The following is a 17,054-nucleotide window of genomic DNA, read 5'->3' as shown; positions in this document are numbered from 1 at the left end:
TGGTCAAATGAAATGAATGATGACACAGCATTAGCCGCGCAGGCGAAGCTTCTTGCCCTCCTGGCAAATGAAAAGCGTCTTCTCATCGCCTCGCATATTCTCGATGAGGAAATGAGCGTCAACGAACTCGCGGAAAAGGTCGGGCTCTCGCAATCAGCTCTTTCCCAGCACCTCGCGAAGTTTCGTGCTGCAAAGGCTGTCACCACCCGACGCGATGCTCAAACCGTGTACTATTCGACGTCGCACGAAGGCGTTCAAAAAATCCTCGAAGTGCTTGAGCAGCTGTTTGAACGGAAGACAGCGACCAAGATGGCAAAATCAATATAACTTCTGGATGTCAGGCACTTGCCTGAATTAGCAACTTGCGATGAACATCACGCCAAGGCATGCTCAGTACGCGGCTGGGAGGTGCAACGGTGCCAGACACAGAAAGCTTATTTGCCACCCAGATCTCCGGTGATCGGATGCCCGATACCGGCCTGTTCACCTGGGATATGAACGACGATCTCGTCTACGCAGATAGCGCACTGGCCGAACTATTCGGTCTCGACCCAACCGAGACCGAAAGGGGGTTGCCAGTGCAGACCTATCTTGACCGGGTGCATCCCGACGACGTTGCCGCACTGGCGAAACAGATCAGTGATGCCATCATCGCTCAGCACCCAACTGTCCAACACTATCGGTCACAAAAGGCAGATGGCTCCTATGTTCGCGTTTCCGCGTTCGGAAGATGCTTTCGGGACCGTGAAGACAATCCCATCCACTACGCCGGAATCGTTGTGCCTGCCGAAACGTTCAGTGCGGGATCCAGCCACTGAAAAGCGACTGCGCGAGCCGTCACATACCCCCAGCCGCTGTCTGTGGCCCTTCTGGCGTTCTCGACGCGTCTTTGCCGCACCCACCGCATAAGGATGGCCGCCGCTATTGCTCCCATTCGCAAAAGTCTTGTCGGCCGGAATACGGCGTGACTTTCGGCAAATACGAGCTCAGCGAGCCAAGACCCGGGCAACTTTCGCTCCACCGAGGACATGTAACAGGTCCCAGATCCCGAGCTAAGTGAAATGGCTCGCTTCGCCAGGAGCGTCAAGCCTCCCCGATATGAACGTCGCGCGGCAGGCTGGAGAGAATCTCGGGTCCGTCCTCGCGGAGGATCACGATATCTTCAAGCCGAATCCCGAAGCGGCCGGGAATGTAGATCCCGGGCTCGATCGAAAACACCATGCCTTCTTCCAGCACCGTTTCCGAGGTCGCGGTGATATAAGGAGGTTCGTGGCCGTCGATGCCCATGCCATGGCCGGTGCGATGGACGAAATACTCGCCATAGCCAGCATCGGTGATGACGCCGCGCGCAGCCGCATCAACCTCTTTCGCCTTCACACCCGGGCGCGCCGCCTGCAACGCCGCCTGGACCGCCTTCTCCACGATGGAATGGATCTGGCCGTAGCCTTCCGGCGGTTGCCCGACCACTGCCATGCGCGTTATGTCGGAGGGAAAGCCATGCTTGCGCCCGCCGATATCGATGACGACAGCATCACCTTCCTCAATCACGCGATCGCTGGTGGCGTGGTGCGGGAACGCGCCGTTGCCACCTGCACCGACGATCCAGAACTGGGGAGAGGCACCTTCCGACGAGAAATGCCCCTTGATGATATCGGCAAGTTCGAGCTCCGTCATTCCTGCCTTTACCGTACTGAAAGCCTTCAGCACGGCGCGGTCGGCGATACCTGCGTTCATCTTGAGCTTCTGATATTCCGCCGAATCCTTGCGCATGCGCAGGGCGCCGAGTGTCTCCGGGGTGAAGGACTTGCGCGTGTCAGCGGGCAGTGCATCGATGAGCAGGAGTGCGAAATCGGTGCGCATCGTTTCGTCGAGCACCACGAGGCCCGGCGCAGTGGCGTCGATGGCCGCCAGCGCTTCCTTCAGTGCTGCCTCAGGGCCCGTATCGTCGGCCCAGGTGTGGAATGCAATATCGGTGCATTCGCGTGAGCCTTCAGCGTTGAGAACCGGCATCAGGAATGCTTCCTTCACTGGGGCGATCAACAACAGGCAGGGCCGTTCATCGGGATGCGGGTGGAAGCCGAGCACCCAGTCCATATGGGAACCAGGCCCGATGGCGATGAGGCCGCTGCCGGTGGCAGCCATCCGTTCGCGGAGTGCGGCCAGGCGTCTGGTGACCTGTTCTGACATGTTTTCTCCCTTCGAGATCAATTGCGGTTTGGGCAGACCTCTCCCCGCAAAGGGAGGGCAAGTCCGATATTGTTTTGTCGCTCAACACTGCCTGGCGACTTGGGCCGAGGTCGCGGGGTAATGCCCTCCCCCCGTCGACGGACGGTTGGGTGCTGTCCGTTAGTCCGCAACGACAATTCGGCTCCCGAAGACAGGATCACTGGGTGCAAAGGCGTTGAACCGTGCGATCTCTTCCTCGCTGGGCGACTCGCAGGACCACTTGCGGCTTGGTACCCAGCCGCACTGACGCTTGAGAATGGCGGCATATTCGGCGCGCTTCAGTGCAGCGATCGAGGGGTCGATCACGGGCACGCCGAGTTCGCGCTCAAGCTCCTTGTAGAAGCCAATCTCCATGGTGCAGCCGAGAATGAGCGACTCCGCACCTCCTTCCTCCACGGCCCTGCGACCGGCAGCGAGCAGGCGGCGATTGGTTTCGGCGTGATCTTTCTGGAAGTCGTCGACGCCGAGGCCGACTTCGTAGAAGCCGGCGAGGCGTTCTTCGTGACCATATTCCACCACGTTCCGCTTCATCTGGTTGATCCATTTACGGCGGCCGACGATTATGCCGAAACGGTTGGAGAGGCTGGCCGCGATCTCGCATGAGGAATTGCAGGGAGCGGTGATGATCATGTCGCCGGAGATCTCCCGGGCATCATGCATGGCGGTATCGTAGAAGCAGCCGATGGCAAGCGCATCGAAACCTTCTTCGGCGGCGGTTCGGACGGCACGCATGATGCCGCGGGTCACCAGCGCCTCATAGGTGCGGAACTCGATATGCGAGAAGCCGTAGTGTTCGCGGGGCAGGGCGGTGACATGAACCTCGGTGCCCGGCAGCTTGTGGTCCCGGGCCATGTCGGCAAAGATCTGGTCGACGACGGGATCGTCTGCGACCGGGTTGAGATACATGATCTTGATCGGCTTCGTCATGGTGTGTCTCCTCAATTGCTGCCGTCGGCGGTCCGCACGACGATCTTTCCGCACTGGCTGTTGCCCAGCATGTGGTGGTAGGCCTCGCGGGTCTCCTCAAGGCTGAAGACCTTGTCGATGATCGGCCGGAACCGGCCTTCGCGAATATTGCGCATGACGAAGGCGATACCCTCAGCCAACTCGCCGGGGAACATCACGTGGTTGAACATCGAATAGGGATGGAAGGTCGCCTTCACTCGAGTGAGCGGCAGGATGGGGATGATGGGATCCTGATCTTCGAGCTGCCCGTAGTTGAGGACTTTCGCTTCCCAGTTCAGCCCGTTGCAATAATCGAGCGAGAACGACCCGCTGACGGGATCAAAGACGAGATCGGCGCCCTTGCCATCCGTAGCGACGCGGATCTCAGGCGAGAAGTCGACACCTTTTTTGGTGACGATGACATGGTCGGCGCCGACACTGCGCAGGAAATCCACCTTGGATGGCTGGCGCGTCGTGGCAATCGCCATCGCGCCGACCGCCTTGGCGGTGTGGATCGCGCCGATACCGGCGCTCGAGGCTGCGGCTACGATGACGGCCGACTTGCCGGTCGAAAGTTTGCCCACGCTCACCAGCGCATAATAGGCGGTGAGATATTGCATCCAGACCGAACAGGCCTCCTCGGCGGAGAAATTGCCGGGCCAGGGCGCGAGATAGCCTTCCGGTACGATGGCGAATTCTCCCTGCACGCCGTGCCGCTCGGACTGTGTGGTGTAGAAGGGAACGGTCGAGGCGCGGTCGCCGACCTTGACCCGCGTAACGCCGGGGCCGATGGCGTCGATGATGCCGGACGCCTCCGAACCGATGCGCGACGGGAGCTTCAGCTCCGTATAATGCTGACCGGTGATGTAGAGAATATCGGCGCGATTGAGCGCGAAGGCCTGAATTTTCAGACGAACCTCACCGAGCCCTGGCTCGGCAAGCGGCACGTCGCGCACCGTCAGGTGTTCGGGGCCCCCCAGCTTTTCGACATGAACGACTTTCGGCATCGCGCAACTCCTCCGGCGATGAAGGGAACGACAACCCCGCGGCGGCCAGTGAGGCCGCCCGTTTGAGCGGGGTTGTGCTTGTTTCGTGCGCCGGTCAGGCCTTCACGCCATAGACCGCGGCGGCGTGCTCGGCCGTGAGATAGCCATTCTTCACGTCCTCGCGGACCAGAGCGGGATCGCGATCCCTGGGATTGCCCATGCCGCCGCCGGCACCGGTCATGATCCGGATGACGTCATCCTTGTCGACGCGGATGCCGGAGCCGAAGGCATAGCGCTCCGATGTGCCGTCGGTGCGCATCACCACCGCGTGGTTGGACGAGCCTTCATTGCCGCCATCAAGCGACCAGGGCAGGATCTTCGACCGAGTATAGCCGAGCGTCAGGAAGGAATTGTCACGACGGATGCGATAGTCCATCCGGATGCCGCGGCCGCCGCGCCACTGGCCTTCGCCACCCGGATCCGTGTTGAGTTCCATCCGATCGACGAAGAGGCCGTTGCGGGCTTCGGATATTTCCGCGGGGCAATTGTAGGTCTCGCCGTGCACCGCCGAGAAGATGGCGCTGTTGCCGTCCTGGCCGGTGCTGGCTCCCCAACCGCCGATCTGTGGCTCGATGATCGTATATTGACGGCCGGTATCGGGGTGGATGCCGCCGATGAAGGTGCCGGCGATCGAGGAGAAGTGGCCGGCGGGCAGCTTCTCCGGAATATGTGGCGCAAGGCAGCGCCAGACCAGGTCGTTGCCGCGAATGCCGATCTCGTAATAGAAGCCGACCGCTGCCGGTTCCCTGGCGTGGAAGGTGGTGCCCTCGGTTGTCAGTACCTTGAGAGGACGGAACGAGCCTTCGTTGGCCGGCGAATCCGGGGAGGTCAGCGCCTTGAAGATGACCTGCATCGAAACCAGCGTGTCGTCATAGCCGGCATTCGACGGGCCATCGTCCTGCTCGGGATTGTCGCGCAGGTCGATGATGAACTCGGTGTCCGAAATGGTCACCTTGACGTTGAAGAAGCGACCGTCGTCCTGCTCCTCCGTCAGTTCAAAGGTGCCATGCGGCAACGTCGCGAGTGCTGCGAGTGCGATCTTCTCGCCGTGATCCATGAAGCCGGCCATGGCGGCCTCGAAGGTCGCCACGCCATACTTGGTGGCGAGGTCGACGAGGCGCTTGGAACCGATGCGAACGGCGGCGATTGCCGCCCAGAGGTCGCCTTCGAGGAAGTCAGGCATGCGGGAATTGACGGTAATGATGTCGAAAATACCCGGGATTGCGTTGCCACGCGAGATCATCTTGATCGCCGGCAGACGCAGGCCTTCCTGGAAGATTTCGGTCGCATCGGCCGAGAGCGAACCCGGTGACTTGCCGCCGACATCCGAATTGTGGGCGATATTGGCCGTCCAGGCGATGATGCGGCCCTCGGCAAAGACCGGCATGCAGACGACGAGGTCGTTGAGATGGGTCACGCCGCCATAATAGGGGTCGTTGGTGATGAAGACGTCGCCGGGCTCGATATCGCCGGGCTTCGAAAACTTTTCCAGGAGCACCTTCACAGACTTGTCGAGTACGCCGATGAAACCCGGGATGCCGGCGCCGGACGAGGCAAGCTGGCCCACGGCGTCGGTAATGCCCGTGCCCATGTCGAGCACTTCGTAGATGATCGAGCTCATCGCCGTCTTGCGCATCGCCGCGAACATTTCGTCGGCGGTTGCCTGAAGCGAGTTCTGGATGATTTCGAGCGTGATCGGATCGTGTGTTACCGTGCTCATGTCACGCCTCCCCGAGGTGGATGTGGATATTGCCGAAGCCGTCGACGGAGACGCGGTTTGCGGGATGGATAACAATGGTCGTGCCCGGATCCTCGATGACAGCCGGACCGGCCAGTTTCATGCCGGGCGCGAGTTTCTCGCCGTCGTAGATGGTCGCCTTGTGGATGCCCTCGAGTGCGTAATCGACGTCGCGCTCGCCCTTGACGGCAGAGGAGGCGTCTTCAGAACCCAGCGGCTTTTCCTGCATGGTCAGCTTTCCGACCTCTGCCGACGCGACGAGGTGGATGCCGACGAGCTCTACGGGTGCCTTGAGGCGATAGGTGTATTCGCGCTCATAGGTCTCATGGAATGCGGTCTCGATGTCGGCCAATGTCTGGTCGGTTATCGCGCCTTCCACGAGCACCTCGGTCGTGTGCTCCTGGTTCTGATAGCGGAACTTGCCGTAGCGCAGGAACTTGACCTTGGCGGGCTCGACGCCTTCGGCGCCGAATTGCGAGGTCGCCAGAGCTTCGGCTTCCGCAAAGACATTCTCGAGAACTGTCGCGTTGCCGGGATTGAGGTCGGCGAGCTTGGTAACGAAATAGTCACGGCGCAGGTCCGACATCATCATGCCCCAGGCCGAGAAGACCGAGGCACCAGCCGGCACGACGACCTTCTTGACGCCGAGCTCGGCGCCGAGTGCCGCCGCATGCATCGCGCCGCCGCCGCCGAAGGCGACCAACGTGAAGTCGCGCGGATCGTGGCCACGATTGAGCGAGACCAGTTTGAGGGCATTGACCATGTTGTTGTTGGCGATGCGGATGATGCCGCGCGCCACGTCTTCGTTGGAAACGCCGAGCTTTGCGCCGACGGACGACAGTGCCTTCTCGGTCGCTGCCATGTCGGCCACGACGGCACCACCGCAGAAGTAGTCGCGGTTGATGCGGCCGAGCCATAGATTGGCGTCCGTCGTCGTGGCGCTGGTGCCGCCGCGGCCATAAGCGGCCGGGCCGGGCATCGCGCCGGCCGATTGCGGGCCGACATGCAGCTTGGCGAAATCATCGACCCAGGCGATCGAGCCGCCGCCATTGCCGATCTCGACCAGATCCACGACCGGTACCATGATCGGGTAACCGGCCGACACCTTGTCACGCTCGATCCAGTAGTCGGTCATGATCCGGACCTTGCCGTCCTCGATCAGCGAGCATTTCGCCGTGGTACCGCCGATGTCGAGCGCCAGCACGTTCTTCTCGCCAATCAGCTTGCCGAGTTCGGCCGCACCCCAGAAACCGGAAGCCGGGCCGGATTCGACCATGGTAATCGGGATCTTCGAGACCGACTCGAGAGAGTCGACACCGCAGTTGGACTGCATGATGAAGAGGTTTCCGTCAAAACCCTTCTGCTGCAGACCCTCCTGGAGCCGGGTGAGGTAGCGCTCGGCAGCCGGCTGGACATAGGCCGAAAGAACCGCAGTGCTCGTGCGCTCGTATTCGCGCCATTCGCGGGTGATCTGGTGCGAGGAGACCACGGAGACGTCAGGCCAAAGCCTGTTCACCTCGGCCATTGTCGCCTGCTCATGCGCGGGGTTGGCATAGGAGTGCAGGAAGCAGATGGCGACAGCCTTGACGCCCTCGGCGCGGAAGTCGTCGAGGATCGCGGGCAACCCGGAGAGGTCGAGCGGCCTGACCTCTTCGCCATGATAGGTAAAACGACCGGGTAGTTCGCGGCGCAGGTAGCGCGGCACAAAGACTTCGGGCTTCCTATAATGCAGGTTGAAGAAATCGGGCCGGTTGCCGCGAGCGATTTCGAGCGAGTCCCGGAAACCTTCGGTGGTGAGCAGGCCGACCTTGACGCCCTTGCGCTCGGTCAGCGCGTTGATCACGACGGTCGTGCCGTGAGCTAGGAAGTCGACGGTAGCTGCTTCCACGCCGCCCTTTTCGAGCACGTTCAATACGCCTTGCTCGAAATTCGGCGGCGTCGTGTCGGATTTCGCGGTGATCACGCGGGATTCGCCCGTCGCGGTGTCTGTCTCGAAGCAGACAAGATCGGTGAAGGTGCCGCCGACATCGGTGGCGACACGAATAGTCTTTGAACTCATGACCGCAACTCTCCCTTGATCCGTTCATGCAGCATCATGCAGGCAGCCGCCGGCAGCTTCAGCTGGTCGGCGGCCTTCACGCGCTCCTCGGTGAAGTAACCCTCCTCGTGGAGGCAATTGATCGTGCCGATGACCGCGCCGTCGACGATGATCGGGACATTGATGACGCTCTCTAGCCCAAGCGACAGGATGAGCGGGTGATCGTCGAAGACCTCGGCGATGTCGCCGATGGTGTTGGCGACGAAGGTCTGCTTGTTCTTGAGGGTGATCTCGGACCAGTGCGTCTCGTTATAGGGCTTGCTGCCGGAGACCGGGTAGACGTCCGGCATGCTCGAGTAGACACGCTCGGACTCTCCCTTGTCGGTATCACTCGTCATCACGGTAAAGAGCTTCACGCCGATGAGTTCACGGGCCATCGCCTCGAGGGCCGCAAAGGCCTTTCCGGGCTGATCGCCGCTCTCTCCCAGGGCTGCGACAAAATTCTGGTAATCAGGCATTTCCATTCTCCATGATGCGGTCACGCAGGACCGCTTCCTCCCGGCTCACGACCGGAACCGCGCCGATCAGCCGGCGGGTGTAACTATGTTGAGGGTTGGCGAAGAGCGCTTCCGTCTCTCCGATTTCGACCAGCTTGCCGCGTTCGAAGACGGCGACCCGGTCGGCAATGTTGCGCACCACCGAGAGGTCGTGCGTGATGAAGATGTAAGTCAGGCCACGCTTGTCCTTGAGCTCCTTGAGGAGCTTGAGCACACGAGCCTGAACGAGCACGTCGAGCGCAGAGGTCGGCTCGTCGAGCACGACCAGTTCCGACTGGCAGGCCAGTGCCCGCGCGATGGCCACGCGCTGTCGCTGCCCGCCCGAGAGCGCCGAGGGAGACCGTGTCCGGAACTCCTTCGGCAGGCCGACTTCCTCGAGCAGTTCCTCGGTGCGGCGGGCGCGGTCGGCCTTGTTGCCGATATCGTGGACATCGAGTGCCAGCCGAAGCGAGGCGCCGATCGACCGCCGCGGATTGAGCGAGGAGAGCGGGTTCTGCTGTACAAGCTGGATGGCGCGGCGATGCTGCTTCGAGCGCATCGTCGGCAGTGCATCGCCCTGGAAGGTCAGACTGCCAGACGTCGCGCCGTAGATGCCAAGAATGATATTTGCGATCGTCGACTTTCCGGAACCGGATTCTCCGACGATTGCAAGACACTCGCCCTTGGTGACGTCGAACGAGATCTTGTCCAGTGCCTGGACCTTGCGGCCATTGACCGCAAATTCCTTGGAGACATCGGAAACGGAGAGAAGCTTGGTCATGCGAGCAACTCCTTCTCGCTGGCGCCGGGGTGTGTGACGAGGGGCGCCAGGAAGGTGGCGGGGTCATCGTCGATATCGGGAATACCGCCGCCGGTGATACGCGGCACGGCCGAGAGCAGCGCGCGGGTATAGGGATGGAGCGGGTTGGCAAACAGCGTCTCCGTTGGGCCCTGTTCGACGACATTCCCCTTGTAGATGACATAGACGCGGTCGGCGAATTCGCGGACGACGCCGAGATTGTGGGAGATGAAGAGCACCGAGGTATGGTGTTTCTCGACCAGCTCGGACATCAGCTTCAGGGTCTGAGCCTGCACGGTCACGTCGAGGGCGGTGCCCGGCTCGTCGGCCAGCAGGAGCGCCGGGTTGTTCACCAGCGCCATTGCGATCATCACGCGCTGGTTCATGCCGCCCGAAAGCTGGAAGGCATAGGAGTCCAGCACGCGGTCCGGCTCGTTGATGGCAACATCGGCCAGCGCCGCGATTGCCTTCTGACGGGCCTGCTCGGCGGAGATGCCGGGTTCGGCGCGCTTGAGTACCTCGTGGAACTGCGTGAAGACAGGGTAGACAGGATTAAGCGACGAGGTTGGGTCCTGGAAGATCATCGACATTCGCGTGCCGCGCAGGGCATGCCGCGAGGCAGGCCTCAATGTTTCGAGATTGGTGCCCTCGAACTCCACCGAGCCGGAGATGCGCGCGCTTTTCAGCTGTTGCAGCATTCCGAGCACGATGCGGGCAGTAACGGACTTGCCGGAACCGGACTCGCCGACCAGCGCCACGCGCTCGCCCTTCTTGATATGGAGCGAGATGCCGTGCAGGACCTCGATCAGGCCGCGGTGGCTCTTGAACCCGAGCTTCAGGTTTTCGATGCGGAGTGTCGGTGTGCTCATTGATCGGCTCCCAGGATTTCGCGCAGCGCATCGCCAATCAGGTTGAAGCCGAAGACGGCGACGAGGATGGCGAAGCCAGGGAAAACGGTCAGCCACCAGCTGTCCGGCAGGTATTTCGCACCTTCCGCGACCATGGAGCCCAGGTCCGGCGTTGGCGGCTGCACGCCGAGGCCAAGAAATGAGAGCGAGGAGGCGATAAGGATGACGAAGCCGAAGTCGAGCGTCATCTTGGTTACGATCGACGGCACGCAGTTCGGGAGGATTTCGCGGAACATGATGTGCATCTTCGATGCGCCGATCACCTCGGCCGCGAGCACATAGCCTTCCTCCTTCTCCGAGCGGGCGATGTTATAGACGAGACGCGTATACCAGGGCCACCACATGACTGTGACCGCGATCATGCCATTCGTCAGCGTCGGTGAGAGCAAGCCCATCATCGACATGGCAAGCACGAGAGGAGGGATCGACAGGAAGACGTCGGTGATGCGCATCAGCACATATTCCGTCCAGCCGCCGAGATAGCCGGCCGCGAGCCCGATCGCGACACCGACCGGCACGGCAAGCGCAAGGACGACCACGCCGAGGATCAGCGAAATGCGATAGGCATAAATCACGCGGGTGAAGAGGTCGCGCCCCACAAGATCGGTGCCGAAGATGTTCGGCCAATGTGGCGGCTTGTTGAAATTGGCGAAGTCGACGACCGCGCCGACATGGGTCGGGAACGGAGTGATGAAATCCGCGAACAGGGCAGAGAGCACCACGATGGCGACCAGCACCAGGCCGATGAGTGAAAGCGGATTGCGCGCGAGGATCGAGAGCGTCTTCATGCCGATGCCCTCTGCGACAGGCGGATGCGCGGATTGATCACCGAGACCAGAAGGTCGACGATCAGGTTCATGATCAGGAACATGGCGGAAATGACGAGAACGGTGCCGACGATGGCGTTGAGATCCTTGCGCAGGATCACGGCCACGCCGTAGCGGGAGAGACCGGGCCAGGCATAGACGGCTTCGACAAGGAAGGCATTGCCCAGCATGGCGGCGAAATCGAGCCCGATGATGGTCAGCGACGGGATCAGCGAGGGTCGGAAGGCATAGCGTCTGGCGATGCGCTTTTCAGGAAAACCGTAAGCCTCGGCCATTTCGATGTAGGGTTTGTCGTAGGTCTCGACCATGTTGGAACGGACGAGCCGTGCTGCCTGGCCAATGCCTGACAATGCCAGGGCAAACGACGGCAGGATAAGGTGCCAGGCGGCGTCACCGAATGCTCTGAAATTGCCCGCAACCAGCGTATCGATCAGCATGAACCCGGTGACGGGCGGGATGGCGAACACATCCGAGATACGTCCGGCGATCGGAAAAATCCTGACGTAATAGGCAAAGACGAGCATCAGGATGACCGCCCAGACAAATCCGGGTGCGGAAACGCCCAGCAATGTAATCAACCGGACGGTATGATCGACCCAAGTGCCGCGATAGCGAGCGGCGATCACCCCGAGCGGCAGGCCGAGCACAACCATCATGATGCCGGAGACGATCACCAGTTCAAGCGTGGCCGGCAGGAACTGGGCAATGTCGAGCATGACAGGCCGGTTGGTATAGAGCGAGACGCCGAGATCGCCGCGAAACAGGTCTCCCAGGAAATAGGCATACTGCGTCAGGAAATTCTCGTTGAGATGCAGCCGGTCGCGAAGCGCGGCCACCGCCTCGACGGTCGCATTCGGCCCGAGCGCGATACGCGCCGGGTCGCCGGGGATCACCCGGGCAATGGCAAAGATCAGGAGGGATACACCGAACAGGACAATCAAAGATGTTCCAATTCGTGTTCCAAGCATGCGGACAACAGGTGGCATGCGTCTTTCTTTCGTTAGATTGGCTGACACTGGGCACGCAGATAGCCTCCACCCGACCAGACACTGCAAACTGCGGCGCAATGGTTTTGGGCGTTGCTGAAGCTTTGCGATCCACCTCTCCCCGCTTGGCGCGAGGAGAGATCGTTCATACAGGGCTGCTTATTCGTTGATTTCCATAAGACGGAAGCTGAAGCCGAAGCCGGAAAGGGTATAAGCCTTTGACGGATCGGACAGGGCAGGTGCCGAGACGCGCTTGCTTGCGACGAAGACCGAGATCTGGTCCTGGGCGAAGATCGACGGCGCGATGTCCTTCAGACGCTTGTTGAGATCTTCATAGATCTTCGCACGCTCTGTATCCGTTGCAGCACGGCCCTTGTCGAGCAGAGCGTCGACATCGGCGTCCTTCAGGTGTTCGGGCGACATCCATGTGCCGGCCGCCGAGGAGTGATACATGCTGTAAACCAGCGAGTCGGGATCGCCTGTCATGGTATTGACGAAGACCTGGCTGATGCTTGGCGTATTCTCGGGCTTGGTGACCTGCTCTGTAAACAGAGCCCACGGCACCTTCTTCACTTCGGACTTGATGCCGATCTCGGAGAAATTGGCCTGCATGAGCAGGGCGAAACGTTCCTCGATAGGAACTTCGCCGATCCACGAAATCTCGACATTCATGTCTTCCGGCTTGTACTTGCACTTGGCGAGATGTTGCTTCGCCTTGTCGAGGTCACGCTTGATCGCCTGGTCGGCCGGGAGGGAGCCGAGCATGCCGACAGGCAGTGCGCCGGTCGCCGGGCTGCCCTGAGCAACGGCATCTGTCACCGCGACCATCTTGATGCCGGACTCGTAGTCGAAGGCATAGGTGACGGCGAGGCGGCATTCCGGATCATCGAAGGGCGGCTTTGCGGTGTTCAGCTTGATATAGAATTCCGACACACCCCGCTCGGTCAGCAGTTGCGCGCCTTCGCTGGCGAGCGACTTCATGACTTCCGGCGGCAGCCATTGCGAGGAAATGTCGTGCTCGCCCTGCGAGATCAGAGTGCGGACGGTTGCGGCTTCCAGGCTATAGCGCAAACGCACGGTATCGGGGGCTTTGGCCGGCACCTTGAGGAAGTAATCGGCGTTTTTCGCCATGACCGTTTCTTCCTGCGGATTGTGCGAGACCACCTTGTAGGCACCGGTGCCGGCAGCATGAGTGGAAAGATAGGCCTGGCCCCAATCCTTCATCTCGCCATTGCCATCACCGAGATTGGCCATGACGGTCTTCTTGTCGATGATCGGGAGGCGCGTCAGCGTCGACAGGAACGGTGCGAAGGGCTTGTCGAGGGTAAACTTGACCGTCGTCGCATCGACAGCCTCAACCTTCTGGACGTTTCCGAACAGGTAGGAGAGACCCTGACCGAGCGCCTTCATGCGATCGAAAGAAAAGACAACGTCTTCCGCCGTGGTGACATTGCCGCTCTGGAACTTCACGCCGTCGGCAAGCTTGAACGTGTAGGTCGTGCCATCGGTCTCCCAGCTCTTGGCAAGCATTGGGTCGAAGCCCGACTGGCCCGGCTTTGGCTGCACCAGCGTATCATAGAGATTGAACATCAGGATCGAGTCGGCGTAGTCCGAAGCCTTGGCTGGGTCGATCTCGCCGACGGCGACTTCGTCGAGACGAAGTACGGTTTCGGCTGATGCGTATGAATGGATAGATGCGGCTGCGAGGAAAGCGGTTGCGAGTAGCTTAAGTCTGGTTCTCATTTTAGTTCCCGATGTTGTTTTTAGGTTTTTTTGGTGCACTGCGCCGATTGACGGCACGGGTGACGGCGACGCTCGTTTTCGGATCTCCCAGTGGATCTCCATCGCCGAATACATCCATTGTGCATGTGTGGAAGATGGTGGTCGTTTCGGTCGTGTGGTTCCAGGTTGCGTGGATGCGGGTGGAGGGAAAATGGACCGTGTCGCCTGCTTCCAGGATGATCCGATCGCCATCAAGCTCGAGCGTCAGTTCGCCCGAGACTATGAAGAAAATCTCCTCACCCTCGTGGCTCATCGGCTCGCTTCGGAAGCCGGGCGGCTCGTGGATAAGGGTCGAGTGCAACACGTTGCCGGGGAAGGAGGCGGACAGCCGTTCATAAGTGACCGCCCGTTGTCCGTCGCCTGCTAGGCCATAGACCGGCCGGTTGTCATGACGCGTCACCGGATTGCCCTTCGGCTGCTGGAAAAAGCTCCCGATCTCGAGATTAAGAGCGCGACAGACTGCGACCAGGGATACGAGCGAGGGGACGGTAATGCCGCGTTCAATCTGCGAAATGAAGCCAACAGAGAAGCCAGCCTTGTCGGCTACATCCTGCAAAGTCAGCTTCAATTCCTTGCGTCGAGCTCGCAGCCGCTCACCCAGCGGCGCCAAGCCCAACTCAGCCGTTGACGATGCGGCATCTGGTTTGATCTCTTTCAAACCCTACCCCTCTTTTTTAGTATTACTTCAATCTATGGGCAGCCAACGCATTGTCAAGCGACTTTTTTAGTGGGGCTAAAAATGAAGACGATCGCCATGTGCCGCCGTCGGATAGGTGCCGGCGTTGTTGGCCGCATCAACTGTCGTTCGCCGCGGAGCCTCGCGTGCCTAGGAGAGCGACCTGCCGTAGTGGACAACAGGCAGTCGAAAAAGCGCTCGCAATTGTGATAGAGCCGGCCGCGTGCGCGGCGATCGTCGTTGCGCAGAGGTTCGCGCACATCATCGGCGTGGCGGTGAGCGAGACGAAGAAAGAGAGACGAGATCGCGGTGGACAGCGTGACAGCGCACTTGCGAAACAACTGTCCGATCAGGCGCCCGCCAGGCGGGCACTCCCTCACCGGAAGAGGGCGGCAGCTACGGGCAACGCCAATAGTGCAAACCAAACAATCCTGACGGTGAGGCGCGCTTCGCATCGTTCTTGCAGCATGTGCTGCTTCGCAGTCGGGAAATGCTACGTTTCGGAACTCCCCGCCCAGCCAGTGAACTTCGACACCTCGGCCTGATTCACCGTGAGGAATCGGCAAACACCTCCCTCACTGGCGAGCGAGCATCTGGTGGAAATCATGCGAGCACGGCCCAAATCGCCAAGCGGATAGGCGACTCACTCCGCCGAGCTATACCGCTCTTCCCAGTGCGAAAACTTGGCGTTGTATGGCGTCATATCGACCCGCGGGAACGATACCGCCATTGCGATCCGCAACACCAAGCGCTTCGTCACGGATTTGCGTCGCTTCACTCTTTAGGTTTTCGTATTCAGCTGCGGGCATACGGCCACGCATGCGGTCGGCGTCCAAGCGTTGATTGTCGGCTTGTAGCTCCTGCAGGACGGTAGAAAGCCGCCGCTGATAGGTCAGTATCGGGACGGCAATGAAGTTGGCACTGTCGTCGCCAGAAGAATTATCTCGAAAAGATGACGGTCTATGACTATGGGAATGACTGTGGCCATGGCCGTGGCCATGACCTGCGGATGCGGCCAATGCCCCCGTCGTGCTTACGGCTAAGGAGAGCAGGGCAATCGCGAAGTGCGAGATGACAAAGCGCATGGCAGACTCCAGTACGCAGGAGGCGAGTCGATTTCGCCTCATTCATTTGAGCTGTCCGATTTCGTCGAGTCGCAATGGCACAGACATCACCGCGAAATCCAGCTCATTTTCGATTCTACTAATAAGTGCTGATTTTAATAATTAAATTAAGTTAATTGCCGATCCTCGCGCGAATGCACATTGCGTAAGTTATTGATATTGCTTTTATATTTATGCCGATCAAATTCAGATGCCTTTTTGTGAAGGCTCGTGATGGAAGCCGGCGCGTGGACTCGGAGTCCTGGCCGGTTTCATCAGCCGGTCAAAGGTGAACGTGACGTCGTCGGCATTAAATTCCCTTAACGGCGTGAAGTCTGCCGTCGTCGGCCACTTTACGCCCTGCCGAGTTAGAACGTGTAGATACGACCGCGGTCGGAAATCTCCCAACGCAGGCGAGCGCCGCTACGATCCGGGATCCGCCTCGCTCCATCGTGGCTAGCTCCGTTGCATCCGAAGACGCGCATTGCATTTTGCTTCAATGTATCGGAGCCGTATTCCCCCGTTGCAACTCCCTTCGGGGTCTGTGCTGCATACCAGATGTTTCAAGCCGCGCGCCTTTGCGAATACGTGCGCAACGTAAGGCTGGAACCGCCCCTCGAGCAGTTAGCCAGTTTCGGATTGCCGCCTATTAAGGCGCATACGCTCAATAATATGCCGCCCGGAACCCTCGACGTGGCGACCGATGGCGCGTGCTGCTCCGTCCGGGTCTTGTTCCTTGATGCAGGCGATCAACTCGCGATGTTCCGTAAGCACACCTGTCTGGCGGCTGAGCGATGTCGGAAAGCGACGGCTGATTGCCCAGAGAATCTGACGATGGCGCACCCAAAGATCGACGGCGTGTCGGTTGTAGTGACGGTCATACATCAATTGGTGGAATTCCAAGTCGAGGCTGGAATGTTTCAGCTCATCGCCAAAATTCAAAGCCTCGATTTCCGACTGAATCCGCTCCAGGGCTTCGATATCGGCTTTAGTGGCAACGCCGACGAACCAGCGCGTAAGGGCAGGTTCGATCAGCACTTCGATCTCGCAGATATCCCTTACGAAATCCTCGTCGATAGGCCGTACCCGCGCGCCGCGGTTGGGCATCATGATCACGAAACCTTCACCGCGCAGCTGTTGTAATGCCTCCCGCACCGGATTGGTGGATGTCCCCATGCGTGCGGCAAGCTCGGCAACCTTGAGACGCTCGTTTGCCTTCATTCGGCCATGAATGATGTCGTCGCGCAGCCGTTCATAGATGGAGCTGCCTCCGTCATCGACGAGGTCCTCGCTTTCGGTGGATGGGTGCTCTGTGATGCTGCTGATAGTCCTCATAACTCTGCATTTAATGCACTTTCCCTGCGTTTGCCAAGAGTGATCCGAATTGATTTATACACTCATATTGACAAATAATGTACGATCTGAAAGTTTTCATGCAACAAGA

General features: G+C 60.0%; 16 protein-coding genes. 2 read left to right on the top strand and 14 right to left on the bottom strand.

Annotated features, from left to right (window positions below):
• Positions 1-12: 12 nt before the first annotated feature.
• Together QTL94_RS23155 and QTL94_RS23150 are read left to right on the top strand one after the other, a co-directional pair.
• A complete protein-coding gene (locus QTL94_RS23155; protein WP_289803232.1) occupies positions 13-327 on the top strand; it encodes an ArsR/SmtB family transcription factor in 315 nt (104 codons plus the stop codon).
• 89 nt (positions 328-416) lie between these two features.
• Positions 417-818, top strand: a complete 402-nt coding sequence (locus QTL94_RS23150) for a PAS domain-containing protein (protein WP_083199437.1) — start codon at positions 417-419, stop codon at positions 816-818.
• Between the two features lie 265 nt (positions 819-1,083).
• Here QTL94_RS23150 and QTL94_RS23145 read toward each other — a convergent pair whose 3' ends face one another.
• The 14 genes from QTL94_RS23145 to QTL94_RS23080 form a co-directional block, all read right to left on the bottom strand.
• Positions 1,084-2,187 (bottom strand): M24 family metallopeptidase, encoded by a 1,104-nt coding sequence (locus QTL94_RS23145; RefSeq protein ID WP_083199364.1) that lies wholly within the window; start codon positions 2,185-2,187, stop codon positions 1,084-1,086.
• 159 nt (positions 2,188-2,346) lie between these two features.
• Positions 2,347-3,153 (bottom strand): aspartate/glutamate racemase family protein, encoded by an 807-nt coding sequence (locus QTL94_RS23140; protein WP_065691706.1) that lies wholly within the window; start codon positions 3,151-3,153, stop codon positions 2,347-2,349.
• A gap of 11 nt (positions 3,154-3,164) precedes the next feature.
• A complete protein-coding gene (locus QTL94_RS23135) occupies positions 3,165-4,178 on the bottom strand; it encodes a zinc-binding dehydrogenase (protein ID WP_065691707.1) in 1,014 nt (337 codons plus the stop codon).
• Between the two features lie 94 nt (positions 4,179-4,272).
• Positions 4,273-5,937: a hydantoinase B/oxoprolinase family protein gene (locus QTL94_RS23130; RefSeq protein WP_065691708.1), complete on the bottom strand. Its 1,665-nt coding sequence runs from the start codon at positions 5,935-5,937 to the stop codon at positions 4,273-4,275.
• A gap of 1 nt (position 5,938) precedes the next feature.
• Positions 5,939-8,014: a hydantoinase/oxoprolinase family protein gene (locus tag QTL94_RS23125; protein ID WP_289803231.1), complete on the bottom strand. Its 2,076-nt coding sequence runs from the start codon at positions 8,012-8,014 to the stop codon at positions 5,939-5,941.
• Positions 8,011-8,511: a GAF domain-containing protein gene (locus QTL94_RS23120; protein ID WP_065691710.1), complete on the bottom strand. Its 501-nt coding sequence runs from the start codon at positions 8,509-8,511 to the stop codon at positions 8,011-8,013. Before QTL94_RS23120 ends, QTL94_RS23125 begins: the two co-directional genes overlap by 4 nt.
• Entirely contained in the window at positions 8,504-9,310 is an 807-nt protein-coding gene (locus QTL94_RS23115) for an ABC transporter ATP-binding protein (protein ID WP_065691711.1), read from the bottom strand. Before QTL94_RS23115 ends, QTL94_RS23120 begins: the two co-directional genes overlap by 8 nt.
• On the bottom strand, positions 9,307-10,197 hold the full coding sequence (locus QTL94_RS23110; protein ID WP_065691712.1) for an ABC transporter ATP-binding protein: 891 nt from the start codon (positions 10,195-10,197) through the stop codon (positions 9,307-9,309). Before QTL94_RS23110 ends, QTL94_RS23115 begins: the two co-directional genes overlap by 4 nt.
• A complete protein-coding gene (locus QTL94_RS23105) occupies positions 10,194-11,024 on the bottom strand; it encodes an ABC transporter permease (RefSeq protein WP_065691713.1) in 831 nt (276 codons plus the stop codon). The genes QTL94_RS23110 and QTL94_RS23105 overlap by 4 nt, the downstream gene beginning before the upstream one ends.
• Positions 11,021-12,049: an ABC transporter permease gene (locus QTL94_RS23100; RefSeq protein ID WP_065691714.1), complete on the bottom strand. Its 1,029-nt coding sequence runs from the start codon at positions 12,047-12,049 to the stop codon at positions 11,021-11,023. The genes QTL94_RS23105 and QTL94_RS23100 overlap by 4 nt, the downstream gene beginning before the upstream one ends.
• Positions 12,050-12,208: 159 nt before the next feature.
• The gene (locus QTL94_RS23095) at positions 12,209-13,792 is read right to left on the bottom strand and encodes an ABC transporter substrate-binding protein (RefSeq protein ID WP_289803230.1); all 1,584 of its coding nucleotides are present in this window, start codon (positions 13,790-13,792) and stop codon (positions 12,209-12,211) included.
• A 1-nt stretch (position 13,793) separates the two neighbouring features.
• The gene (locus QTL94_RS23090; protein WP_065691716.1) at positions 13,794-14,489 is read right to left on the bottom strand and encodes a helix-turn-helix domain-containing protein; all 696 of its coding nucleotides are present in this window, start codon (positions 14,487-14,489) and stop codon (positions 13,794-13,796) included.
• A gap of 674 nt (positions 14,490-15,163) precedes the next feature.
• On the bottom strand, positions 15,164-15,592 hold the full coding sequence (locus tag QTL94_RS23085) for a hypothetical protein (RefSeq protein ID WP_289803229.1): 429 nt from the start codon (positions 15,590-15,592) through the stop codon (positions 15,164-15,166).
• Between the two features lie 642 nt (positions 15,593-16,234).
• Positions 16,235-16,945 (bottom strand): GntR family transcriptional regulator, encoded by a 711-nt coding sequence (locus QTL94_RS23080; protein ID WP_065691717.1) that lies wholly within the window; start codon positions 16,943-16,945, stop codon positions 16,235-16,237.
• Positions 16,946-17,054: the final 109 nt, after the last annotated feature.

It is taken from the genome of Rhizobium sp. S96 (assembly GCF_030382195.1).
Taxonomy (GTDB): domain Bacteria; phylum Pseudomonadota; class Alphaproteobacteria; order Rhizobiales; family Rhizobiaceae; genus Rhizobium.
Note: the sequence above shows the minus strand (reverse complement) of the source record. Positions and strands in the feature narration are given on the sequence as shown.

Coding starts and splice junctions, on each gene's coding strand:
- QTL94_RS23100 (WP_065691714.1), bottom strand. CDS start 12,049: ATGCCACCTGTTGTCCGCATGCTTGGAACACGAATTGGAACATCTTTG.
- QTL94_RS23115 (WP_065691711.1), bottom strand. CDS start 9,310: ATGACCAAGCTTCTCTCCGTTTCCGATGTCTCCAAGGAATTTGCGGTC.
- QTL94_RS23140 (WP_065691706.1), bottom strand. CDS start 3,153: ATGACGAAGCCGATCAAGATCATGTATCTCAACCCGGTCGCAGACGAT.
- QTL94_RS23105 (WP_065691713.1), bottom strand. CDS start 11,024: ATGAAGACGCTCTCGATCCTCGCGCGCAATCCGCTTTCACTCATCGGC.
- QTL94_RS23080 (WP_065691717.1), bottom strand. CDS start 16,945: ATGAGGACTATCAGCAGCATCACAGAGCACCCATCCACCGAAAGCGAG.
- QTL94_RS23085 (WP_289803229.1), bottom strand. CDS start 15,592: ATGCGCTTTGTCATCTCGCACTTCGCGATTGCCCTGCTCTCCTTAGCC.
- QTL94_RS23130 (WP_065691708.1), bottom strand. CDS start 5,937: ATGAGCACGGTAACACACGATCCGATCACGCTCGAAATCATCCAGAAC.
- QTL94_RS23135 (WP_065691707.1), bottom strand. CDS start 4,178: ATGCCGAAAGTCGTTCATGTCGAAAAGCTGGGGGGCCCCGAACACCTG.
- QTL94_RS23155 (WP_289803232.1), top strand. CDS start 13: ATGAATGATGACACAGCATTAGCCGCGCAGGCGAAGCTTCTTGCCCTC.
- QTL94_RS23110 (WP_065691712.1), bottom strand. CDS start 10,197: ATGAGCACACCGACACTCCGCATCGAAAACCTGAAGCTCGGGTTCAAG.
- QTL94_RS23120 (WP_065691710.1), bottom strand. CDS start 8,511: ATGCCTGATTACCAGAATTTTGTCGCAGCCCTGGGAGAGAGCGGCGAT.
- QTL94_RS23095 (WP_289803230.1), bottom strand. CDS start 13,792: ATGAGAACCAGACTTAAGCTACTCGCAACCGCTTTCCTCGCAGCCGCA.
- QTL94_RS23145 (WP_083199364.1), bottom strand. CDS start 2,187: ATGTCAGAACAGGTCACCAGACGCCTGGCCGCACTCCGCGAACGGATG.
- QTL94_RS23125 (WP_289803231.1), bottom strand. CDS start 8,014: ATGAGTTCAAAGACTATTCGTGTCGCCACCGATGTCGGCGGCACCTTC.